This is a genomic window from Streptococcus milleri (assembly GCF_900636525.1).
GTDB classification, from domain to species: domain Bacteria; phylum Bacillota; class Bacilli; order Lactobacillales; family Streptococcaceae; genus Streptococcus; species Streptococcus hominis.
Map to the genome: position 1 here is coordinate 1305996 of NZ_LR134288.1, position 18737 is coordinate 1324732.

At 39.4% G+C, this 18737-nt stretch carries 18 protein-coding genes; 4 read left to right on the forward strand and 14 right to left on the reverse strand.

The annotated features are described in order from the left end of the window. Positions 1-11 precede the first annotated feature (11 nt). From EL087_RS06360 to EL087_RS06405, 10 genes are all read right to left on the reverse strand, one after another. Positions 12-743: a metallophosphoesterase gene (locus tag EL087_RS06360; protein WP_126407544.1), complete on the reverse strand. Its 732-nt coding sequence runs from the start codon at positions 741-743 to the stop codon at positions 12-14. A 46-nt stretch (positions 744-789) separates the two neighbouring features. After that, on the reverse strand, positions 790-2448 hold the full coding sequence (gene recN / locus EL087_RS06365) for a DNA repair protein RecN (protein WP_126407546.1): 1659 nt from the start codon (positions 2446-2448) through the stop codon (positions 790-792). 7 nt (positions 2449-2455) lie between these two features. Next, on the reverse strand, positions 2456-2887 hold the full coding sequence (locus tag EL087_RS06370; RefSeq protein WP_003030168.1) for an arginine repressor: 432 nt from the start codon (positions 2885-2887) through the stop codon (positions 2456-2458). Next, positions 2880-3695: a TlyA family RNA methyltransferase gene (locus EL087_RS06375; protein ID WP_126407548.1), complete on the reverse strand. Its 816-nt coding sequence runs from the start codon at positions 3693-3695 to the stop codon at positions 2880-2882. The genes EL087_RS06370 and EL087_RS06375 overlap by 8 nt, the downstream gene beginning before the upstream one ends. Further along, positions 3661-4563: a polyprenyl synthetase family protein gene (locus tag EL087_RS06380; RefSeq protein ID WP_126407550.1), complete on the reverse strand. Its 903-nt coding sequence runs from the start codon at positions 4561-4563 to the stop codon at positions 3661-3663. The genes EL087_RS06375 and EL087_RS06380 overlap by 35 nt, the downstream gene beginning before the upstream one ends. Continuing rightward, positions 4560-4772: an exodeoxyribonuclease VII small subunit gene (locus EL087_RS06385; protein WP_003030175.1), complete on the reverse strand. Its 213-nt coding sequence runs from the start codon at positions 4770-4772 to the stop codon at positions 4560-4562. Before EL087_RS06385 ends, EL087_RS06380 begins: the two co-directional genes overlap by 4 nt. Beyond that, a complete protein-coding gene (gene xseA, locus EL087_RS06390) occupies positions 4750-6090 on the reverse strand; it encodes an exodeoxyribonuclease VII large subunit (RefSeq protein ID WP_126407552.1) in 1341 nt (446 codons plus the stop codon). The genes EL087_RS06385 and xseA overlap by 23 nt, the downstream gene beginning before the upstream one ends. Before the next feature lie 127 nt (positions 6091-6217). Then, a complete protein-coding gene (locus EL087_RS06395; protein WP_126407554.1) occupies positions 6218-6820 on the reverse strand; it encodes a TraX family protein in 603 nt (200 codons plus the stop codon). A gap of 301 nt (positions 6821-7121) precedes the next feature. Beyond that, positions 7122-7979: an NAD(P)H-hydrate dehydratase gene (locus EL087_RS06400; protein ID WP_126407556.1), complete on the reverse strand. Its 858-nt coding sequence runs from the start codon at positions 7977-7979 to the stop codon at positions 7122-7124. A 312-nt stretch (positions 7980-8291) separates the two neighbouring features. After that, positions 8292-9146 (reverse strand): bifunctional methylenetetrahydrofolate dehydrogenase/methenyltetrahydrofolate cyclohydrolase, encoded by an 855-nt coding sequence (locus EL087_RS06405; protein ID WP_126407558.1) that lies wholly within the window; start codon positions 9144-9146, stop codon positions 8292-8294. Between the two features lie 267 nt (positions 9147-9413). Here EL087_RS06405 and EL087_RS06410 point away from each other — a divergent pair, with 267 nt between their 5' ends. Genes EL087_RS06410 through EL087_RS06420 form a run of 3 tightly spaced genes read left to right on the forward strand, consistent with a single transcriptional unit; the run spans position 9414 to position 12777 of the window. Further along, the gene (locus EL087_RS06410; RefSeq protein ID WP_003041129.1) at positions 9414-10706 is read left to right on the forward strand and encodes an ABC transporter permease; all 1293 of its coding nucleotides are present in this window, start codon (positions 9414-9416) and stop codon (positions 10704-10706) included. Positions 10707-10717: 11 nt separating this feature from the next. Further along, positions 10718-11365, forward strand: coding sequence for an ABC transporter ATP-binding protein (locus tag EL087_RS06415; protein ID WP_003030192.1), 648 nt, complete (start codon positions 10718-10720; stop codon positions 11363-11365). A 23-nt stretch (positions 11366-11388) separates the two neighbouring features. Next, on the forward strand, positions 11389-12777 hold the full coding sequence (locus EL087_RS06420) for an ABC transporter permease (RefSeq protein WP_003068202.1): 1389 nt from the start codon (positions 11389-11391) through the stop codon (positions 12775-12777). 291 nt (positions 12778-13068) lie between these two features. On the opposite strand, the gene EL087_RS06425 is transcribed toward EL087_RS06420, so the two are convergent. The 4 genes from EL087_RS06425 to EL087_RS06440 form a co-directional block, all read right to left on the reverse strand. Continuing rightward, positions 13069-13203, reverse strand: coding sequence for a FeoB-associated Cys-rich membrane protein (locus EL087_RS06425; RefSeq protein ID WP_126407561.1), 135 nt, complete (start codon positions 13201-13203; stop codon positions 13069-13071). An 8-nt stretch (positions 13204-13211) separates the two neighbouring features. After that, a complete protein-coding gene (feoB, locus tag EL087_RS06430; protein ID WP_126407562.1) occupies positions 13212-15356 on the reverse strand; it encodes a ferrous iron transport protein B in 2145 nt (714 codons plus the stop codon). Further along, a complete protein-coding gene (locus EL087_RS06435; protein WP_126407565.1) occupies positions 15353-15829 on the reverse strand; it encodes a FeoA family protein in 477 nt (158 codons plus the stop codon). Before EL087_RS06435 ends, feoB begins: the two co-directional genes overlap by 4 nt. Positions 15830-15994: 165 nt before the next feature. After that, complete coding sequence (locus EL087_RS06440; protein WP_003023686.1) at positions 15995-16225, reverse strand: DUF1797 family protein; 231 nt, start codon at positions 16223-16225, stop codon at positions 15995-15997. 238 nt (positions 16226-16463) lie between these two features. Between EL087_RS06440 and EL087_RS06445 the strand changes: the two genes are divergently transcribed. After that, positions 16464-18737, forward strand: coding sequence for an ATP-dependent Clp protease ATP-binding subunit (locus tag EL087_RS06445; RefSeq protein ID WP_126407567.1), 2274 nt, complete (start codon positions 16464-16466; stop codon positions 18735-18737).

The following is an 18737-nucleotide window of genomic DNA, read 5'->3' on the forward strand; positions in this document are numbered from 1 at the left end:
GTCCCCAACTTCTAATCATATTCTACCGCGAAACCATCATTTGTGATGAAATGATGTTCTAAAATTCCCTCATTTCCAAATAAAACTCCGTGGAGAACACCGCCATAGACAGCTCCGCCATCCATACCAATTTTTTGATCCTGCGTTTGCCAAAGGCGACTTGTCCCAGGCATCTCAGAAAAAAGATAAAAAGTCGGAGTATGCCCAAATACAATTATTTTCCCTGTTTGATTGAGACCTTGATGAAAGGGCTCACGTATCCAAACTTTTTGATAATCGCTTGTTTCATGCCAGTCTTTTAAAGTTAAGTCAACTCCAGCGTGTACAAAAATATAGTTATCTGTTTCAACAAAGAAAGGCATCTGATGAATAAAAGACACGAGGTCTGGCGCTTCTTCCAACACGCATTTCTCGTCTTCAACTCCATCAACAGGAGTATCTAAAGGTCGCCCTAAAATGGAATTGATTGTTGTGTCTCCGCCATTGCGACGATAATGAGTATAGCCGCTCTCAGGATTGTCCAACCAAGTTAAAAACATGTATTCGTGATTCCCAGAAATACAAATCGCTCCTTGCTTTTCAACAAGTTCTTTCACACACTCCAAAACAGCGCGGCTATCTTCCCCACGGTCAATCAAATCCCCTAAAAAGATGAGTTGGCTCTCTCCATCCCATTTTTGGAGTAATTCTTTTAGCATTTTTGCTTTTCCATGTACGTCACCAATTACAAAATAATTTGTCATGATTACCTCCTGATAACAACTCATTTAGCACAAGCCAAGAAGTGTTTCATTTTTTCAAGAGCTCTCTAGCCTGCGTGAGGGCTGCTTGGGTCACATTTTCACCCGCCAACATTTTGGCAATTTCTTCGACACGCTCCTCATCTGATAACAAGCGAACAATTGAAACGGTCGAATGTTCATCAGATATTTTCTCAATGAAAAATTGATAATCTGCAATGGCAATCACTTGTGGCAAGTGCGAAATTGCGAGGACTTGTCCGTTTGAGCCAATTTTATGAATCTTTTGAGCAATAGCTTGTGCAACACGTCCAGATACGCCTGTGTCCACTTCATCAAAGACAATGCTAGTCTTGCCTTCCTTACTAGAAAAAGCAGATTTGATTGCCAACATCAAACGAGATAATTCGCCTCCTGAAGCAACCTTAACGAGCGGTTTGTAATCTTCACCGGGATTGGTCGAAATATAAAATTCAACGTGTTCATTTCCTTCACGACTAAATTTTCCTTTGGTAAATTGAACTCGAAAATTCGCCTTTTCCATATAGAGGTCTTGCAGTTCTTGCTGAATCTCTGCTTCTAACTGCTGGGCTAATTCGTGCCGAGCCTGACTAAGACTGCTTGCTAGAGAAACCAAGTCTTTTTCCAGCTTTTTCAGCTCTTTGTCCAAATCATCTGATGAAAGATTTTTCCCAGTAAGTAGAGCATATTCTTTAGAAATCTGCTCAAAATAAGCTAGGACATCATCTACTTGACCGCCGTATTTGCGAGTAATACTATAGATTAAATCTAGGCGATTTTCTACTTCTAAGAGACGGCCACCATCAAAATCCAAGTCTTCTAGAATATCCTCCAAACGCTTTGTCACATCTTCCAACATATAGTAAGATTCAGAAAGGTTGGTCGCAATTTCTTTGTAAGTGGCGTCGTAATCTTCAATAGCTTCCATGTCATTCATGGCAGATCGAACATTTGCTAAACTAGAAAATTCTTCATCATCCAGCATGGCATAAGCATTGGTCAAAGTGTCCGCAATCTGCTTATGATTGAGCAACTTATCACGTTCTTGATTTAAAGCTAAATCTTCACCTGCTTTTAAATTAGCTGCTTCAATCTCTGCAATCTGATATTCCAGCATGTCAATCCGCGCTTTATTTTCTTCTTGATTCTTTTGAATCGTCAAGACCTGCTTGCGCAACTGACGATACTGGTCAAAAATCTGTTGATAATCCGCTTTGAGCTTGAAAAATGCGTCATCTCCAAACTCGTCCAACATGGCAATATGCAGCTGCGGTCGCATGAGTTCTTCTTGGTCGTGCTGACCGTGAATATCCACCAAATGCTGTCCAACGGCTCGCAAGACAGACAAATTAACCATTTGACCATTAATACGACTGACACTACGTCCATTTTGAAAAATTTCCCGCCGAATAATCAGCTCCTCTGTCATATCAAGTCCTTGCTGCTCAAAAATTTCAACCAAAGCCTTACTCTGCTCAATTGCAAAAAGCCCTTCAATCTCTGTTTTTGATGCACCGTGACGAATCACATCTATTGTCGCGCGGCTTCCTAGCATCATGTTCATAGCATCAATGATAATAGACTTTCCGGCCCCTGTTTCACCTGTCAAAACAGTCATGCCTTGCTCAAAATTGAGGGAAATCTCTTCAATAATTGCAAAATTTTTAATGGAAATTTCAAGTAACATAGGCTATCTACCAATTCCTGATTTGTTCCAATACCTGATGAGCCATTTCTTCACTACGGAAAATAAGGAGAATCGTGTCATCATCGGCTAAAATACTAAAAATGTCATTAGAGAAATCTTCTACAATTTGTCGCTTCACAAAAGCTGTGCTTCCAGGAACAAGATTGAGATTGATCATATTTCCCAATAGCTCAAACTTTAAGATATTATTGTCTGCTAACTTCAAACTCGTACTAGCTGATTTCGGTAGTTCATAAATATAAGTGTTATTTTTCAGCGGAATTTTGACAATGCCCAATTCTTTAATATCACGCGAAACAGTTGCCTGTGTTGCTGTAATTCCTGATTTCTTCAGATATTCTACAATTGCTTCTTGTGTCCCAACTTCATAGTCCGACACAAAATGTCTAATTTTTTCTAATCTTTCCTTTTTATTCATCTTTAAATTCCTTATGTGCTGTCTCTACGACCGTTGTAATCATTGCTTTTACTAGGTTTTCAGGATGAGGATTTTTTTCCAAATAGGCTAAAAATTCCACATTCCCATGCCCACCTTGAATAGGGGAGAAATCCAGACCTTGGACAGAAAATCCTGCTTCAACCATAAAGTCCGTTACTTTTTCTAAAACTGCTTGATGCACTTTTTTATCTTTCACAATCCCATTTTTACCAATCTGCTCTCTACCTGCTTCAAACTGAGGTTTGATGAGTGCCACAGCGTTCCCATTTTCAGCCAAAATCTTATACAGAGCTGGCAAAATGAATCGCAGCGAGATAAAGCTGACATCAATGGAGGCAAAGCGAGGTGTCTCCTCAAAATCAGCCGCCTCTGCATAGCGAAAATTGAATTGCTCCATGCTGATGACGCGTTCATCTTGGCGCAACTTCCAAGCCAATTGATTGGTGCCGACATCTACCGCATAGACCTGTCGTGCCCCGTTTTGTAGCATGACATCCGTAAAACCGCCCGTTGATGCCCCAATGTCCAACGTGACCTGATTTTCAACTGAAATTTCAAAAATCTGCAAAGCCTTTTCTAATTTTAAACCACCACGACTAACATATTTGAGCTTTTCACCTTTGAGTTTTAGCTCAATGCCTTCATCAATTTTTTCGCCAGGTTTATCAAAACGCTCACCATTCGCAACAGCAACGACTAAGCCCGCCATCACACCGCGCTTGGCCTGTTCTCTTGTTTCAAAAAGCCCTTGCTTATAAGCTAGAACATCTACTCTTTCTTTCGTCATTGAGTTTTAAACTTTCTATTATCTTTCTGATAGCCGCGCCTGAAAAAGCAAGCTCTGCTTCTACTTCTGCCAATAAATGCTCTGTTTCCTCTAGCTGTTCTTCAAAGAATCGCTTTGCTCCATTCAAGCCCAAAATAGCTGGATAGGTGGCTTTCTCTGCTGCCACATCTTTCTGCGGTGTCTTCCCCAACTCTTCAAAGTTCGCTGTGATATCTAAAATATCATCTCGCACCTGAAAAGCTAAACCAAGTAATTGACCAATTTTTCTTAATTTTTCCTGCTGTGATTCTCCTACTTCAGCAATCAAACCCGCAGCAATAAAGGGATAGGTCAGGAGTTTGCCAGTCTTATTGGCATGAATATTCTGCAGCTCTGCTAAACTGATGTCCTTTCCTTCGCCCTGCATATCAAGGACTTGACCTCCGACCATACCAAAAGTTCCAGCCGCTAATGACAATTCTGCAATCAAATTTACCTTGATTTGACTAGGTAGTGCCGCTTCTGCTATCAAGGCATAAGAATCCAAAAAGAGAGAATCTCCCGCTAAAATAGCCATTGCTTCGCCAAATTTCTTGTGGCTGGTCAAGCGACCACGACGATAATCATCATCGTCCATAGCCGGCAAATCATCATGAATCAAGCTACCTGTATGAATCATTTCAAGTGCTGCTGCCACTTGGAAATGTGCTTCTGTCAGTTCAAGTCCTAGACCTTCTAACAATTCTAAAAGTAAAAGAGGACGAATTCGCTTACCGCCTGCATTAACAGAATAGAGGATTGCTTCTATCAAATCAGCAGACACCACTTTTTGAGCATAAAATCCCTCGATAGTCTGTCCAATTCTAGCTAATTTTTCGTCTTGTTTCATTCCATTTCCGTTTCTGTGCCATCAGCCTGCATAACCTTTACCAGCGTTTTTTCTGCCTGATCTAGTGTTTTTTGCAATTCTTTTGAAAGCTGCATCCCCTTTTGAAACTCAGAAATCGCTTCTTCCAAAGCCACATCTCCGTTTTCTAACTTCTGTACGATAACTTCTAAGTCTGCTAAATTTTCTTCAAATTTCTTTTCTTTCGACATCTTTTACCTCAACTTCTATCTGACCATCTCGCATCAAAATGGTTAATTGATCTTTCTTATTGACTTTCTCAATAGATTCTAACACCTGTTCATCTTTTTTGACAATAGCATAACCCCGAGCCACAATTCGGCTAGTATCCAGCATGAGCAAAGCGTCAGACAGACGCTTGACTTCAGCCACTTTATGGTCATAAACAACTGCCATATTGCTACGCAGAAGCCGTTCCAACTGAGCTACACGCTCTTGATAAATCTGAACCTGCCTTAAGGGAGCCAGAGCCTCCAAACGATGTTGTAAAAGCCTTGCTCGCTGCACTTCCTCGTTATAATATTCGCGAATTTTTTGCTTGAGCTGTAAATTAAGTTGATCTAATTTTTGCAGGTAGCTATCATATAGTCGTTCTGGTTGTCGAAAAATGACAGAATGACTCAGCTTAGCTAATCGCTCACGATTGTAAGTAAGACGATTAGACATGGCAGCTGCTAACCGATTTTGTTGCTGCTGCAAGTGTGCTAGGAAATCCAGCTTTGTTACAGGTGTTGCTAATTCAGCAGCCGCCGTCGGCGTTGCAGCGCGTCTATCTGCAACAAAATCTGCCAAGGTCGTATCCGTTTCATGCCCTACACTCGAAATGATCGGAATGTGCGATTCAAAAATTGCACGGACAACCACTTCCTCATTAAACGCCCAGAGATCTTCAATTGAGCCACCACCTCGACCGATAATGAGCACATCTAAATCTTTTCGCTCATTAGCACGACGAATATTTTCTGCTACTTCAGCAGACGCTCCTTCGCCTTGCACCTTCGTCGGATAAAGAAGTATCTCAACTCCCGGAAAACGACGACTAACAGTTGTTATAATATCGCGAATCACTGCACCACTAGGACTGGTTACTACTCCAATTTTCTTTGGAAATTGCGGTAAAGCTTGCTTAAAGCGCTCCTCAAAAATCCCTTCCTCGCCTAGCTTTTTCTTGAGCTGCTCAAACTGAATCGCCAAAGCTCCGATACCGTCTGGCTCCGCTTTTTCAATGATAATAGAATAAGATCCACTTGGTTCATAGAGTTGAACACGACCGATGACATTAATCTTCATACCCTCTTCCAAGTCAAAACCTAACTTCTTATAAACACCACCCCAAATTGTTGCCTGAATGACAGCTTTTTCATCTTTGAGAGAGAAATATTGGTGATTAGGTCGCCTACGAAAATTAGAAACTTGCCCCATCAGATAAACTCGTTCTAAATAAGGATCTTTATCAAACTTTAATTTTAAGTATTTGGTCAAGGTTGACACGGATAAATACTCAGACATTCCTCTCCTTTCATTTCCTGTAATGCTTCTTTATTCATAATTTTTATTATACCAAACAATCTATAAAAAATCATTTCCAGCCCTCAACGAAAAAGGAAAGACTAGTATCCCATATCTTAAGCAGAGCCTAGCCCAACAAACTTGCCAAAATATACAAAAGATAGATATGCACAGGATAGAAAATGTAGAAAAACAACTTCATACCACGCCCCTTTTCACCATTGTAAAAATACATTGGAATAATCGCAAAAACCATCATCCATTGTACAGACATTGGATCTGTCAGATACACAAATAAAGAGACTCGTGCTAATATCACCATTTGTGCTATGCGGTGTCTGCGGAAAATATAAAAGAGAAGACCAAGGTAAACCATGATATACCCTCCTTCAACCACGAGAATGTTCGGAATAGCCATGATAAAAAAGGAAATAATCTGAACCATAAGAGGTGGTACATTCTCACTCGTTAGATAACTCGATAAAAACAAGACCGGCAGAGCCAGAAGAATCGGCAAAAGAAAAAGCCCTAGCCCTTTCCAAAATGGACGAACTTTCTTTTCCTTCACCCCTTCAACCATCAAATCCCAAGCACAGATAGATATGCCTGCTAGGAAAAAGGCGCCAAAAGCACCAAACATTTCGTAGATATGAGCTAAAAACATAAGAAAAATAGCTAAAATTTTCAAGTTCGTTGCATTCGATACTTTCTTTAAAGATTGTAACATCATAAATTCTTCATTTCATTTTTTTCAACAAGCATAATCTTACCGAAAATTTCCCGTTCTTTCCATTACATAAACTTACATTTTTAGAAAGAAAAGTGACATTTTTGTAAGGCAAAAAAATAAGGTCAAGATAAGAAATCTCAACCTCATTAAATACAATGTTTTTTCATAAGATAGTAGATATGGAAAAGATTATTCTCCCTTTCAACTTATAGCTAAACCTCATGAGCTAAATATTACTTTTATAAATAGATAAGAAAAGTTAAACTTTCCAATTTTTTAAATGCTTTTGCAGACTTTTTCATTATAACATATTTTCATTTTTAGCTAGCTTCTTCATCCACTTAGGGATTTCTTTGCTGATTTCTGTTGGCAAGACTACATAGTTTTCTTTACTTAACTCCTCTGCAATGGCTGAATGCAGATAGACTGCTGCTGCTACACGTTCCAGTAAAGAACTAGTCTTGAACTGCCCTGAAAAGCCTGCAATCATCCCTGCCAGAGTATCTCCCATGCCGCCCGTTGCTTGATAAGGACCGCCTATGTTCAGTTGGAAATAATCTGCATTTCCACTTTGGAAAATAGTCGTTCTGTGCTTTTTCTGAACAACAATGGTTTCACTAGGAAAATTATTAACTGCTTCTTGACTTTTTTCAACCGTCTGCTCAGCTATCTTTAGTCCGCTCAATCGTTCCCACTCTTTTTGATGTGGGGTAAAAATCATCTGCGCTTTCGAAAATGGCAGAGTTTCTTGGCTAAAGAGAGAAATAGCCCCACCGTCCATGATGAAGACTTGACGTTCACTGACCAGTTCCACTATCAACCGCAAAGCGGCTTTTTCAAGTTTACTTTCAGCTAAACCTGGTCCAATTAATACTACATCTGCTTTTTGGACTTGCTCGGACAATAGCTTTTTATCTTGTACATCAAAAGCCATCGCTTCTGGTAAATGAGCGTGAAGAGCTGCGATATTTTCTCTATCCGTCGCAACCATCACTAGACCAGCTCCACTATGAACTGCCGCTAAGGCCGCCATGATAATCGCTCCACCAAAAGGATACGTCCCGCCAATCAACAACAAACGACCGTAATCCCCCTTGTGACTATTGAGCGCACGTGGCTGAACGACCTTTTCCAATAATGTACAATTGACCATTTCCATTATTTTCTCCTTTTGCATACTGCTATTCTCTTTGTCTACTTCTATTCTATATAAAGGTAAAAAGACATGTCTAGGACATTTTTGTCTCAGACTCGTTTACTTTCTAAAATAAAACTCAATACGCAGTAGTTGAGTGGCCTTTATTACGTTGATGCTATCAGCTTTTACAAACCTACTCAACCTTGCAGGGGGGGGCAACAAATTTGATTTCTTACGAAATACCAATTTTTTATACGTAATTTTCACGATTACACTCTTTCTGTGGGAGAATTCGTAGTAATCATGGCTGTCTGTCCCACTCCCATGACATTCTTATCTTTTCAAACTCCGCTTGCAAGCTCGATAAGTTTGCTCCATGAGCATAGTAATGGTCATCGGACCAACCCCTCTTGGTACAGGAGTGATGAGACTCGCGATTTCAGATACTTCATCAAATTTCACATCACCAATCAATTTACCATTTTCATCACGGTTCATGCCAACATCAATCACGACCGCGCCTTCTTTGACAAAATCTTTAGTCACAAAATGCCCACGGCCGATAGCGACAACTAAAATATCAGCTTCTTTTGTAATCTCTGACAAGTGATGTGTCCGTGAATGCGTCAGAGTTACTGTTGCATTTTTAGCAAGTAAAAGCTGTGCCATGGGCTTTCCGACAATGTTACTCCGTCCAATAACAACAGCACGTTTACCTTCTAATTCTACACCGTACTCATGAAACATTTCCATAATGCCAGCAGGTGTGGAGGGAATCATGACAGGATGACCACTCCAAAGGCGTCCCATATTCATTGGGTGAAAGCCATCCACATCTTTATCAGAGTCAATTGCTAACAGTACCGCCTCTTCATCAATATGCTTTGGCAGCGGCAATTGAACTAAAATCCCATGCCAATCTGGATCTTGATTGTACTTTTCAATCAAAATCAGCAGCTCTTCTTGGGTTGTTGTTTCTGGCAGACGCACCACTTCACTTCGCAGTCCTGCAGCCAAAGCTGACCGCTCTTTATTTCTCACATAGATTTGACTAGCTGGGTTATTGCCCACTAAAATCACTACAAGTCCAGGTACCAAGCCTGTTTGGTCTTTTAGTTTACGAACTTTCTCCGCTAATTGTGCTTGTAATTTTTCTGCCAAAGCTTTTCCGTCAATTATTTTTGCCATATAACTCTCATTTCTATTTTCTTCATTCTATTATAGCAGAAATTCATTCATTTGCCCTATAGACTTTTTTATAGAAAGTTATAGAGCGAAACCAACCTTGTCTTTCCCCCTTTTTCTACCATTTTATGAAAATTTACACAAAAAACAGAAAAAAAGGAGCCAAAAAACTTAAAATTACCTTAAACCTTAAAACTATTTTAAGGTAACTGCTTTAACATAGAATACGGTACCGATTTAGTTTAAAAATATATAGAAGGGAAGAAGATTATGCAAATAGCCAAACAGGCTTTGAATTACATCAGTAGAAAAAGAGTTAAAACGGTTCTGATTTTTCTGATACTGACATTTATTTCTACTGCTTTATCCAGTAGTTTTTCGATTATGAAAACGACGGACAATATCGAAAAAAGGATTTATGATGCTTCAAATACTGGCTTTACAATAACTAGCAAAACACTTGAACGACCACTTTCACTAAAAACAGCAGAAAAATTACTTGAGAATAAAGAAATTTCAAAATTCAACTTCAAATACGATGCTTTAGCAAGTTTGACAGATAAAACTGTTGTTAAGAAAAAACAAGGTGTTACAAGAGACAATCAAAACCCTGTCCTCAACAATCTGGTTGCTGCATTAGGAACAAGTGATTCTACTCTAGAAACAACCTTTGCAAGTGGTGTTTTCAAACTTGAACAAGGAAAGCCAATTCGTAAAGGCGATAAATCCAAGATTCTCATCCATGAAAAATTAGCTAAAAAGAACCATTTAAAAGTTGGAGATAAACTAAAACTAAAGGGAGCCTCCTTAAAGGATGAGGATGCTAAACAACTCCATGAAGTAGAGTTTGAAATTGCTGGTATCTTCTCCGGAAAAAAAGAAGAGAAACAAACAGGTTTAAGCTCAGATGCGACAGAAAATACTGTCTATATGGACTATGAATCGAGCCAACACTTACAAGGCTACAAACCAGCTGATTATAAATTATCTGCAGCCGTTTATTTCGTATCAAATCCAAATCAAATTGATAAAGTCATCAATACAGTCAAAAAGTCAAAAATTGATTGGAAGCAAACTGATCTTGTTAAAAATTCTAAGGCTTTTGAAGCAGTTTCTTCTTCTGTTACCAGTTTCAAACAGATTATTAATGTTTTAACTTTCAGTATCATTATTGGAAGTATCATCGTTCTTTCCTTGATTCTCATGTTCTGGTTGAGAGAAAGGATTTATGAAATCGGAGTACTATTATCTCTTGGTATTTCAAAAGCGATGATTATCTCTCAATTCATACTGGAACTGGTTATCATATCAGTATTTAGTATGGCACTAGCTTCTATTAGTGGCTCTTATATTTCCACTATGGTATTCAAAGGGTTTATAAAAGGCGGTCAACAACAAGATAGCTCATCCGCTATTTTTGAAAATATCGTTCCGCACTTACATGCCTCTACTATTCTGATGACTTATGGAATACTGCTCATCATTATTTTACTTGCAGTAGTAGGTTCATCTTCTATTATCCTACATAAAAAACCAAAAGATATTTTAACCGATATAAGTTAAGGAGACAAAACATGACAATTTTAAAAATGGATTCAGTTAGTTACCAATACAATAGCCTACAAGAAAATGTATTGAATCAGATCACAGCTTCATTTGAAGAAGGAAAATTTTATGCTATTATAGGGAAATCTGGTGCAGGAAAATCAACCTTGCTTTCCCTTCTTGCAGGACTTGATACTCCTACAAAAGGAAAAATCCTCTTTGAAGATCAAGACATCGCTCAAAAAGGCTATAACCATCACAGACGGAAACAAATCTCCCTGGTTTTCCAAAATTATAATTTAATCGATTACTTAACTCCGATGGAGAATGTTCGACTCGTAAATTCTCAAGCAAATAAAGATAGCTTACTACAACTTGGACTCAACGAAAAAGAAATCCATCGTAACGTATTACGATTATCAGGTGGCCAGCAGCAACGGGTTGCTATTGCACGCGCTCTTGCATCTACAGCACCAATTATCTTAGCAGATGAACCAACTGGGAACTTAGATGAAGGTACTGCCATGGACATCATTGAAGTCCTAATTAAATCAGCTAAACAAAAAAATAAATGTGTGATTGTTGTAACACACAGTAAAGAGTTAGCTAATAAAGCGGACGTCGTCTTAGAGTTAAGCAATAAGAACTTAGTCGAAGTCACTAAGAATTATAAATAAGACCTCCAAGGAGAAGAAATTATATGTTAACGATAAAGAACGCCCTTGCCTATGTATGGCGCAAAAAAATAAAAACACTGATTATCTTTTTAATCCTGTTAGCCATCTCTACTTTAACACTTGGCAGTATTGCTGTTAAAAATGCAACAGACGCTGCTTCAAAAGAGACTTTCAAAAATATCACTAGCAGTTTCTCAATGCAGATTAACCGCGAAGTGAACCAAGGTACCCCTCGCGGAGCAGGAAATCTTAAAGGCGAAGATATCGAAGCTGTGGAAAAAGTTAAAGGTATCTCTGGCTACATCAAACGAATGAATGTTGTCGCTGACTTAATTGATCACCAATTGGTTGAATCTGGAGAAACCGATTTTGAAAGCGAAGATAGAAAACAAAAATTCGGCCGTGCCATTATGGCAACAGGTATCAACGATTCATCGAAAGATGATAAATTTACCGCAGAAACTTTCAAACTGGTTGAAGGTAGACATATCAACAAAAATGACAAAAATGTTGCTTTAATTCATAAAGATTTTGCAGAAAAGAACAAACTTAAAGTTGGCGATACGATTAATATAAAATCGAATACTTATGACTATGATAACGTTCGCAAAGCTAATAAAACGACTAAAGTGACAGTTATCGGAATTTTTGACGGGAAAAATAAAGGAGGCGTTTCTAGTCCTCAAGAATTGTATGAAAATACCTTTATTACAGACTTAGAAACAACTAAAACTTTACAAGGTTCAACAGATAAAAACGCTATTTATCAAGATGCTACTTTCTTTGTAAACGGTAGCCAAGATATTGATAAAGTGATGGCGAAAGTAAAAGAAATATCATCTATTGATTGGGAAGCCTACACCCTTGTTAAGAGCACAAGCAACTTCCCAGCACTTCAATCTTCTATTAACGGTATTTACGGCGTTACTGGAAACCTCTTAATCGGAACGCTAATCTTTGGAGCGATTGTTCTTACCCTAGTCTTGTTCTTATGGATCAATGGTCGTAGAAAAGAAATGGGAATCATGCTTTCAATGGGAATTAGCAAAACAAAGATTTTCTTCCAATTTATCACAGAAGTTCTCTTTGTAAGTATATTTAGCTTCATTGGTGCTTACTTTGCAGGTAGTGCTGTCAGCAAGGTGATGGGAAATAGCATTTTAAAACAAGTTACCAGTGGTATTGCTGAAAAACTAGCTCGAGAAGGTAAGAGCGCCAATCTTGGAGGCGGGGCTGAAGTGGATGGCTTTAACAAGACCCTCACTAGCCTCAATGTACATGTATCTCCTGATGATATGACCAAAGTGGTCATCTTTGGACTTGCCATCATCATCGTTTCTGTCCTCATTGCTTCAATCACGCTCCTTAGTAAGCAACCAAAAGACTTACTAATGGGAGATAACAGCAAATAAGATATCAATGAGTTCAGACAAAATCGGTCCGTCAGCTAAGTTGACGGACCGATTTATTTTATAGACAGCTGGACTGACTCTCGGATGAAATGACGTGAGGTTCGCTTTGTCGACTTGGTCGATAAAATGAACCGCTTTGGATTGGATCTGTCGACCTAGTCGAAAAGATAAATGACTTTTAGTTTACCACGTCGACCCGGCGGACGAGATGAACTACTTTTAGTTTACCACGTCAACCCGGCGGACGAGATGAAACTATATTGATTTAATTTACCCAATCACTCAGGTATATTATTTATGTCTCATTTTTTCTTTGATTTCACATTGGCAGTCGCAATTGCCACAACTTCCTTTTCCCTTAATGATATGGTACATAGCTGCACCTGCTAAAAATAAAATAATAACAAATACAATAATCGTGGACATGATTTCTCCTATACTGTTTGATGTGCCAGACTATCTAAAGTGATAACCTCTACTTTTTCTTTGTGCGATTTTCTAAAGATGAAGTACAGACCAGCTACCATAACGATAAGTGCAAAAATAGTCAAAACTGAAATTCCTTTTCCATACAGCAAGACTTGCCCGAATTGGTAAATCACAAGACTAACATTATAAGCCAGTAGGGTTTGGAAGGAAATAGCAATCCACGTCCATTTAGCATTGCCCATTTCCCGATGAATAGCACCAATCGCTGCAAAACAAGGAGCGCAGAGCAGATTAAAGACAAGGAATGAGTAGGCGGAAAGTGCCGTATAATGCTGTTGAAGATTGGTCCACAACTCTTTTGTGGTCTCTGTCGCGTCTGTCACTTTATACAAGATTCCAAAAGTAGAAATTACCGTTTCCTTAGCCAATAAGCCCGTAATAGCCGCAACCGTTGCTCGCCAATTGCCAAAGCCAAGAGGGCTAAAGATCCAAGCCAGTCCTTTTCCTAATGCCGCTAGGATACTATCTTCTGTTTCAACCGCCTGCAAGCCAAAGTCATAGGAACTAGCAAACCAAATGAAAATATTGGTCACAAAGATAATCGTTCCAGCACGCTTAATGAAGCTCAAAGCCTTTTGACCAGCATAGCGCAAAACCGTCTTGACTTGTGGCAGGTGGTAACTCGGCAACTCCATGATAAAGGGCGCTACTGCTCCACCGAGACTCGCTGTCTTTTTCAAAGCAATCCCTGATAAGACAATGGCTCCCATTCCAACAAAATAAGCACTTGGTGCAATCCAAGGATTGCCGGGAAAGAAAGCTCCAGCAATCAAAGAAATAATTGGTAATTTGGCGGAGCAAGGCATAAAGGTTGTTGTCATAATCGTAATCCTACGGTCACGTTCATTTTCAATAGTTCTACTCGCCATAACGCCAGGAACACCACATCCCGTAGAAATCAACATAGGAATAAAAGATTTCCCAGATAAACCAAACCGACGAAAGATTCGATCCATCACAAAGGCAATCCGGCTCATATAACCAATGTCTTCCAAGATACCCAAACAGACAAACAAGACGAAAATCTGAGGCACAAAGCCTAGTACAGCTCCGCAGCCTGCGATAATCCCATCAATAATTAAAGATTGAAGCCAGTCGGCTACAGCTAATTGCTCTAGCAATGATTTAACACCATTTGGAATCCATTCTCCAAAGAGGACATCGTTTGTCCAATCGGTTCCCATCGTTCCAATCGTTTGAATGGAAAGAAAATAGACCAGCCACATAACAACTGCAAAAATTGGCAAGGCTAAATAACGATTGGTCACAATACGGTCAATCTTGTCTGACAAACTTAATTTAGTAACATCGGCTTGCAGAGCCATTTTAACGGCTACCTCAATAAACTCATACCGCGCATTGACAACAATACTCTCTGCGTCTTCTGTGTAGATTTCTTCCGTAATCCGAATCGCATCTTCGATCTCTGTTTTTTGAAAATCAGACAATGCCAGCTGTTCAGATAATTCTTTATCGCGTTCAAAAAGCTTAATGGCATAAAAACGAGCTTGTTTTTGAGGTACTGCATTCCCTAAAATGCGGATAATTTCTGACAAAGCCGCTTCAAAATGATTGTCGTAAGCTGGATAAACCTCCTCCTCTGCCTGGTTCATCACTCGCATGGCCTGCTGCATGACTTGGTCAATCCCTGTCTTTTTCAAAGCACTAGTCGCTACGACCGGCACACCCAGTTGGTAGCTTAATTTTTCTGTATCAATCCATTTTCCTTGTTTTTCAACGACATCGCTCATATTTAAAGCCAACACAACCGGAATCCCCGTCTCAATCAATTGCAAGCTCAAGTACAGATTCCGTTCCAAGTTGGTCGCGTCAACCACATCCAAAATAGCATCCGCATTGCCACTTAAAAGATAATTTCTACTAACCATTTCCTCAGAAGTATAAGGCGACAATGAGTAAATTCCTGGTAAGTCTTGAATAACGATTTCTTTATTTTTGCGAAACAGACCACTTTTCTTTTCGACAGTAACTCCAGGCCAATTTCCCACATGCTGGCTACTACCGGTTAGAATGTTAAATAAACTGGTCTTTCCACTATTCGGATTTCCCGCAAGTGCTAATTCTTTCATCCTTTTGCTCCCTTTTCACCTTTCACAACACTAACCAGACTCGCTTCTGACTTTCTCAATGTCAAATCGTAGCCTCTCAACTTAATTTCTAGTGGATCACCTAATGGTGCAACCTTCTGCAACTGAACTTTTGTATTTTTCGTCAATCCCATGTCCATCAGCCTCCGTTTTAAAGCACCCTCTGCATGAATTGCTTCTATATACGCCACATCTCCAACAGCTAACTCAGATAAAGGAAGAGCTGAGCGATTGCTATCTTTCAGAACAACGTCCAACTTTTCCAAAATAGATTTGTCCAAAGCAACCCTAGCAACTCGAACTAAGAGAATGGCTGTATCATTTGTTTTTGAAATGATTTGAATAAAACTGCCTATCTTAATCCCTAAATCTGCTAAATGACGGACGCTCGCTTCCTCCAGATCGATTCCGACAATTTCATATTCTGTTAATAATGTTATCCGAGATAAATCCATACTATCTCCTTTTCTGTTTGTCAAGAAATATGCTTATTATCACCATTAGTATACCACTTTTTTCTAAGAATTTCTGACAATTCTAAGGTAGATAGGCAAAAATTATTGCAAAATAAATACCCCTAAGCAGGTGCCTAGAGGATATCTTATTTAGAGACTAGCAAATTAATACAACAATTCATAAATTTCCATAGCAATCAAATCAATGCTATCAAAAGTATAGGTTTCACGCGCTGCAACATCGCGAAGAGTGAATACTGAGCCATTTTCTTCATCATAGCTATAAGCTACTTCTGCTACAACAACCCCGTCACGTTCAAAATTACGTTTCAAATTGCCACCATCTTTTGTCATAGCATCTAAACGATTGATAATTCTTACTAAATGTGATTCCATTTTCCTTCTCCTATTCATTTATACGTTACTATTTTACCACAAATGAAAGATGAAATACCAGTAAAAGCCCTGTTTTTGATAAATTTAACACAAAATGAAACGCTTCAGTACAAAAATCTGTCTTTTAACACTTTATTCTTGCAATGTTTTAGAATACTGATATAATAAGACTAAGAAGTTTGACTATTATTGACCAATTGGTATCAGTCAAACAAATTTTAAAAGAAAGAGGTAGCACATGCTTTGTCAAAACTGTAAAATAAATGAATCAACCATTCACCTTTACACAAATGTGAATGGAAAACAACACCAAGTTGACCTCTGTCAAAATTGTTATCAAATCATGAAAACAGACCCAAATAATGCTCTATTTCGTGGAATGACCAATATGAATAACCAAAACAACTTAGATCCTTTTGATGACTTCTTTAGTAATCTCGGAAATTTTCAAAATCATCAAGAACCACAAACCCCTCCGACTCAATCTGGAGGCGGTTACGGCAATGGAGGTTACGGTTCCAATCAAGGTGGAGGTGCACGCCAGCAAGCTCCGCAACAGCCTAAAGGCCTCCTAGAAGAATTTGGTATCAATGTAACCGAATTTGCTCGGCGCGGTGAAATTGACCCTGTCATCGGTCGTGATGAGGAAATCGTCCGCGTCATTGAAATTCTTAACCGTCGGACGAAGAACAACCCTGTCCTCATCGGAGAGCCCGGTGTCGGTAAAACAGCAGTTGTCGAAGGTTTGGCCCAGAAGATTGTGGACGGTGATGTTCCACATAAACTCCAAGGAAAAGAAGTCATCCGTTTAGATGTAGTCAGCCTAGTGCAAGGAACTGGTATCCGTGGTCAATTTGAAGAACGAATGCAAAAACTCATGGAAGAAATCCGTTCTCGTCAGGATGTGATTTTATTCATTGATGAAATCCATGAAATCGTTGGAGCTGGTGCAGCTGGAGATGGCAATATGGATGCTGGCAACATCTTAAAACCCGCTCTTGCTCGCGGTGAGCTTCAATTAGTTGGTGCCACAACTCTCAATGAGTATCGCATTATCGAAAAAGATGCAGCACTGGAACGCCGGATGCAGCCAGTAAAAGTGGATGAACCAACGGTTGAAGAAACCATTACTATTTTAAAGGGCATTCAAAAAAAATACGAAGACTATCATCACGTTAAATATACAGATGATGCCATTGAAGCGGCAGCTGTCTTATCCAATCGTTATATCCAAGATCGTTTCTTGCCAGATAAGGCTATTGACTTGCTGGACGAAGCAGGTTCTAAGATGAATCTGACACTTAATTTTGTTGATCCCAAAGTTATTGATCAACGCTTGGTAAAAGCTGAAAATCTCAAGGCACAAGCTACTCGTGATGAAGATTTTGAAAAAGCTGCCTATTTCCGTGACCAAATTGCCAAATACAAAGAAATGCAGCAAAATAAAATGGCAGACCAAGATACACCTATTATCAGTGAAAAAACCATTGAGCATATCATTGAGCAAAAAACAAATATCCCAGTTGGTGACCTAAAAGAAAAGGAACAATCGCAACTGATTAGTCTAGCTGATGATTTGAAAGCTCATGTCATCGGTCAAGATAATGCCGTTGATAAAATTGCCAAAGCCATTCGCCGTAATCGTGTCGGACTTGGCTCTCCTAATCGACCAATTGGTTCCTTCCTCTTTGTCGGACCAACCGGTGTCGGTAAAACAGAACTTTCTAAACAATTAGCGATTGAGCTCTTTGGTTCAGCTGACAGCATGATTCGCTTTGATATGAGTGAATATATGGAAAAACACAGCGTAGCCAAACTCGTTGGAGCACCTCCAGGCTATGTTGGCTACGAAGAAGCCGGACAATTGACAGAGCGCGTACGCCGCAATCCTTACTCTCTCATTTTACTTGACGAAGTAGAAAAAGCGCACCCAGATGTCATGCACATGTTCCTGCAAGTTCTTGACGACGGACGTCTGACAGACGGACAAGGGCGCACAGTTAGCTTTAAAGATACGATTATCATTATGACTTCAAACGCTGGTACTGGCAAAGTCGAAGCAAATGTTGGCTTTGGAGCAGCGCGTGAAGGACGGACTAACTCTGTTCTCGGTGAATTAGGCAACTTCTTCAGTCCAGAATTTATGAACCGCTTTGACGGTATTATCGAATTCAAGTCCCTTGATAAGGAAAATCTCCTAAAAATCGTAGACTTGATGCTTGAAGATGTGAATAAACGCTTAGCTGTAAATGGTATTCACCTAGACGTAACAGACAAAGTCAAGGAAAAATTAGTTAATCTTGGTTACGATCCGAAAATGGGAGCTCGTCCGCTTCGTCGGACAATCCAAGATCACATCGAGGATGCTATCACCGACTACTATCTTGAACATCCAAGCGAAAAAGAGCTCAAAGCTGTCATGACGAGCAATAGCAAGATTGTTATCAAGTCGTCCAAAAAGTCTGAAAACGAAGCCGGCAAAGAAATCCAAACACCAGCAGATGACAATTAA

Coding starts and splice junctions, on each gene's coding strand:
- EL087_RS06360 (WP_126407544.1), bottom strand. CDS start 743: ATGACAAATTATTTTGTAATTGGTGACGTACATGGAAAAGCAAAAATG.
- recN (WP_126407546.1), bottom strand. CDS start 2,448: ATGTTACTTGAAATTTCCATTAAAAATTTTGCAATTATTGAAGAGATT.
- EL087_RS06370 (WP_003030168.1), bottom strand. CDS start 2,887: ATGAATAAAAAGGAAAGATTAGAAAAAATTAGACATTTTGTGTCGGAC.
- EL087_RS06375 (WP_126407548.1), bottom strand. CDS start 3,695: ATGACGAAAGAAAGAGTAGATGTTCTAGCTTATAAGCAAGGGCTTTTT.
- EL087_RS06380 (WP_126407550.1), bottom strand. CDS start 4,563: ATGAAACAAGACGAAAAATTAGCTAGAATTGGACAGACTATCGAGGGA.
- EL087_RS06385 (WP_003030175.1), bottom strand. CDS start 4,772: ATGTCGAAAGAAAAGAAATTTGAAGAAAATTTAGCAGACTTAGAAGTT.
- xseA (WP_126407552.1), bottom strand. CDS start 6,090: ATGTCTGAGTATTTATCCGTGTCAACCTTGACCAAATACTTAAAATTA.
- EL087_RS06395 (WP_126407554.1), bottom strand. CDS start 6,820: ATGATGTTACAATCTTTAAAGAAAGTATCGAATGCAACGAACTTGAAA.
- EL087_RS06400 (WP_126407556.1), bottom strand. CDS start 7,979: ATGGAAATGGTCAATTGTACATTATTGGAAAAGGTCGTTCAGCCACGT.
- EL087_RS06405 (WP_126407558.1), bottom strand. CDS start 9,146: ATGGCAAAAATAATTGACGGAAAAGCTTTGGCAGAAAAATTACAAGCA.
- EL087_RS06410 (WP_003041129.1), top strand. CDS start 9,414: ATGCAAATAGCCAAACAGGCTTTGAATTACATCAGTAGAAAAAGAGTT.
- EL087_RS06415 (WP_003030192.1), top strand. CDS start 10,718: ATGACAATTTTAAAAATGGATTCAGTTAGTTACCAATACAATAGCCTA.
- EL087_RS06420 (WP_003068202.1), top strand. CDS start 11,389: ATGTTAACGATAAAGAACGCCCTTGCCTATGTATGGCGCAAAAAAATA.
- EL087_RS06425 (WP_126407561.1), bottom strand. CDS start 13,203: ATGTCCACGATTATTGTATTTGTTATTATTTTATTTTTAGCAGGTGCA.
- feoB (WP_126407562.1), bottom strand. CDS start 15,356: ATGAAAGAATTAGCACTTGCGGGAAATCCGAATAGTGGAAAGACCAGT.
- EL087_RS06435 (WP_126407565.1), bottom strand. CDS start 15,829: ATGGATTTATCTCGGATAACATTATTAACAGAATATGAAATTGTCGGA.
- EL087_RS06440 (WP_003023686.1), bottom strand. CDS start 16,225: ATGGAATCACATTTAGTAAGAATTATCAATCGTTTAGATGCTATGACA.
- EL087_RS06445 (WP_126407567.1), top strand. CDS start 16,464: ATGCTTTGTCAAAACTGTAAAATAAATGAATCAACCATTCACCTTTAC.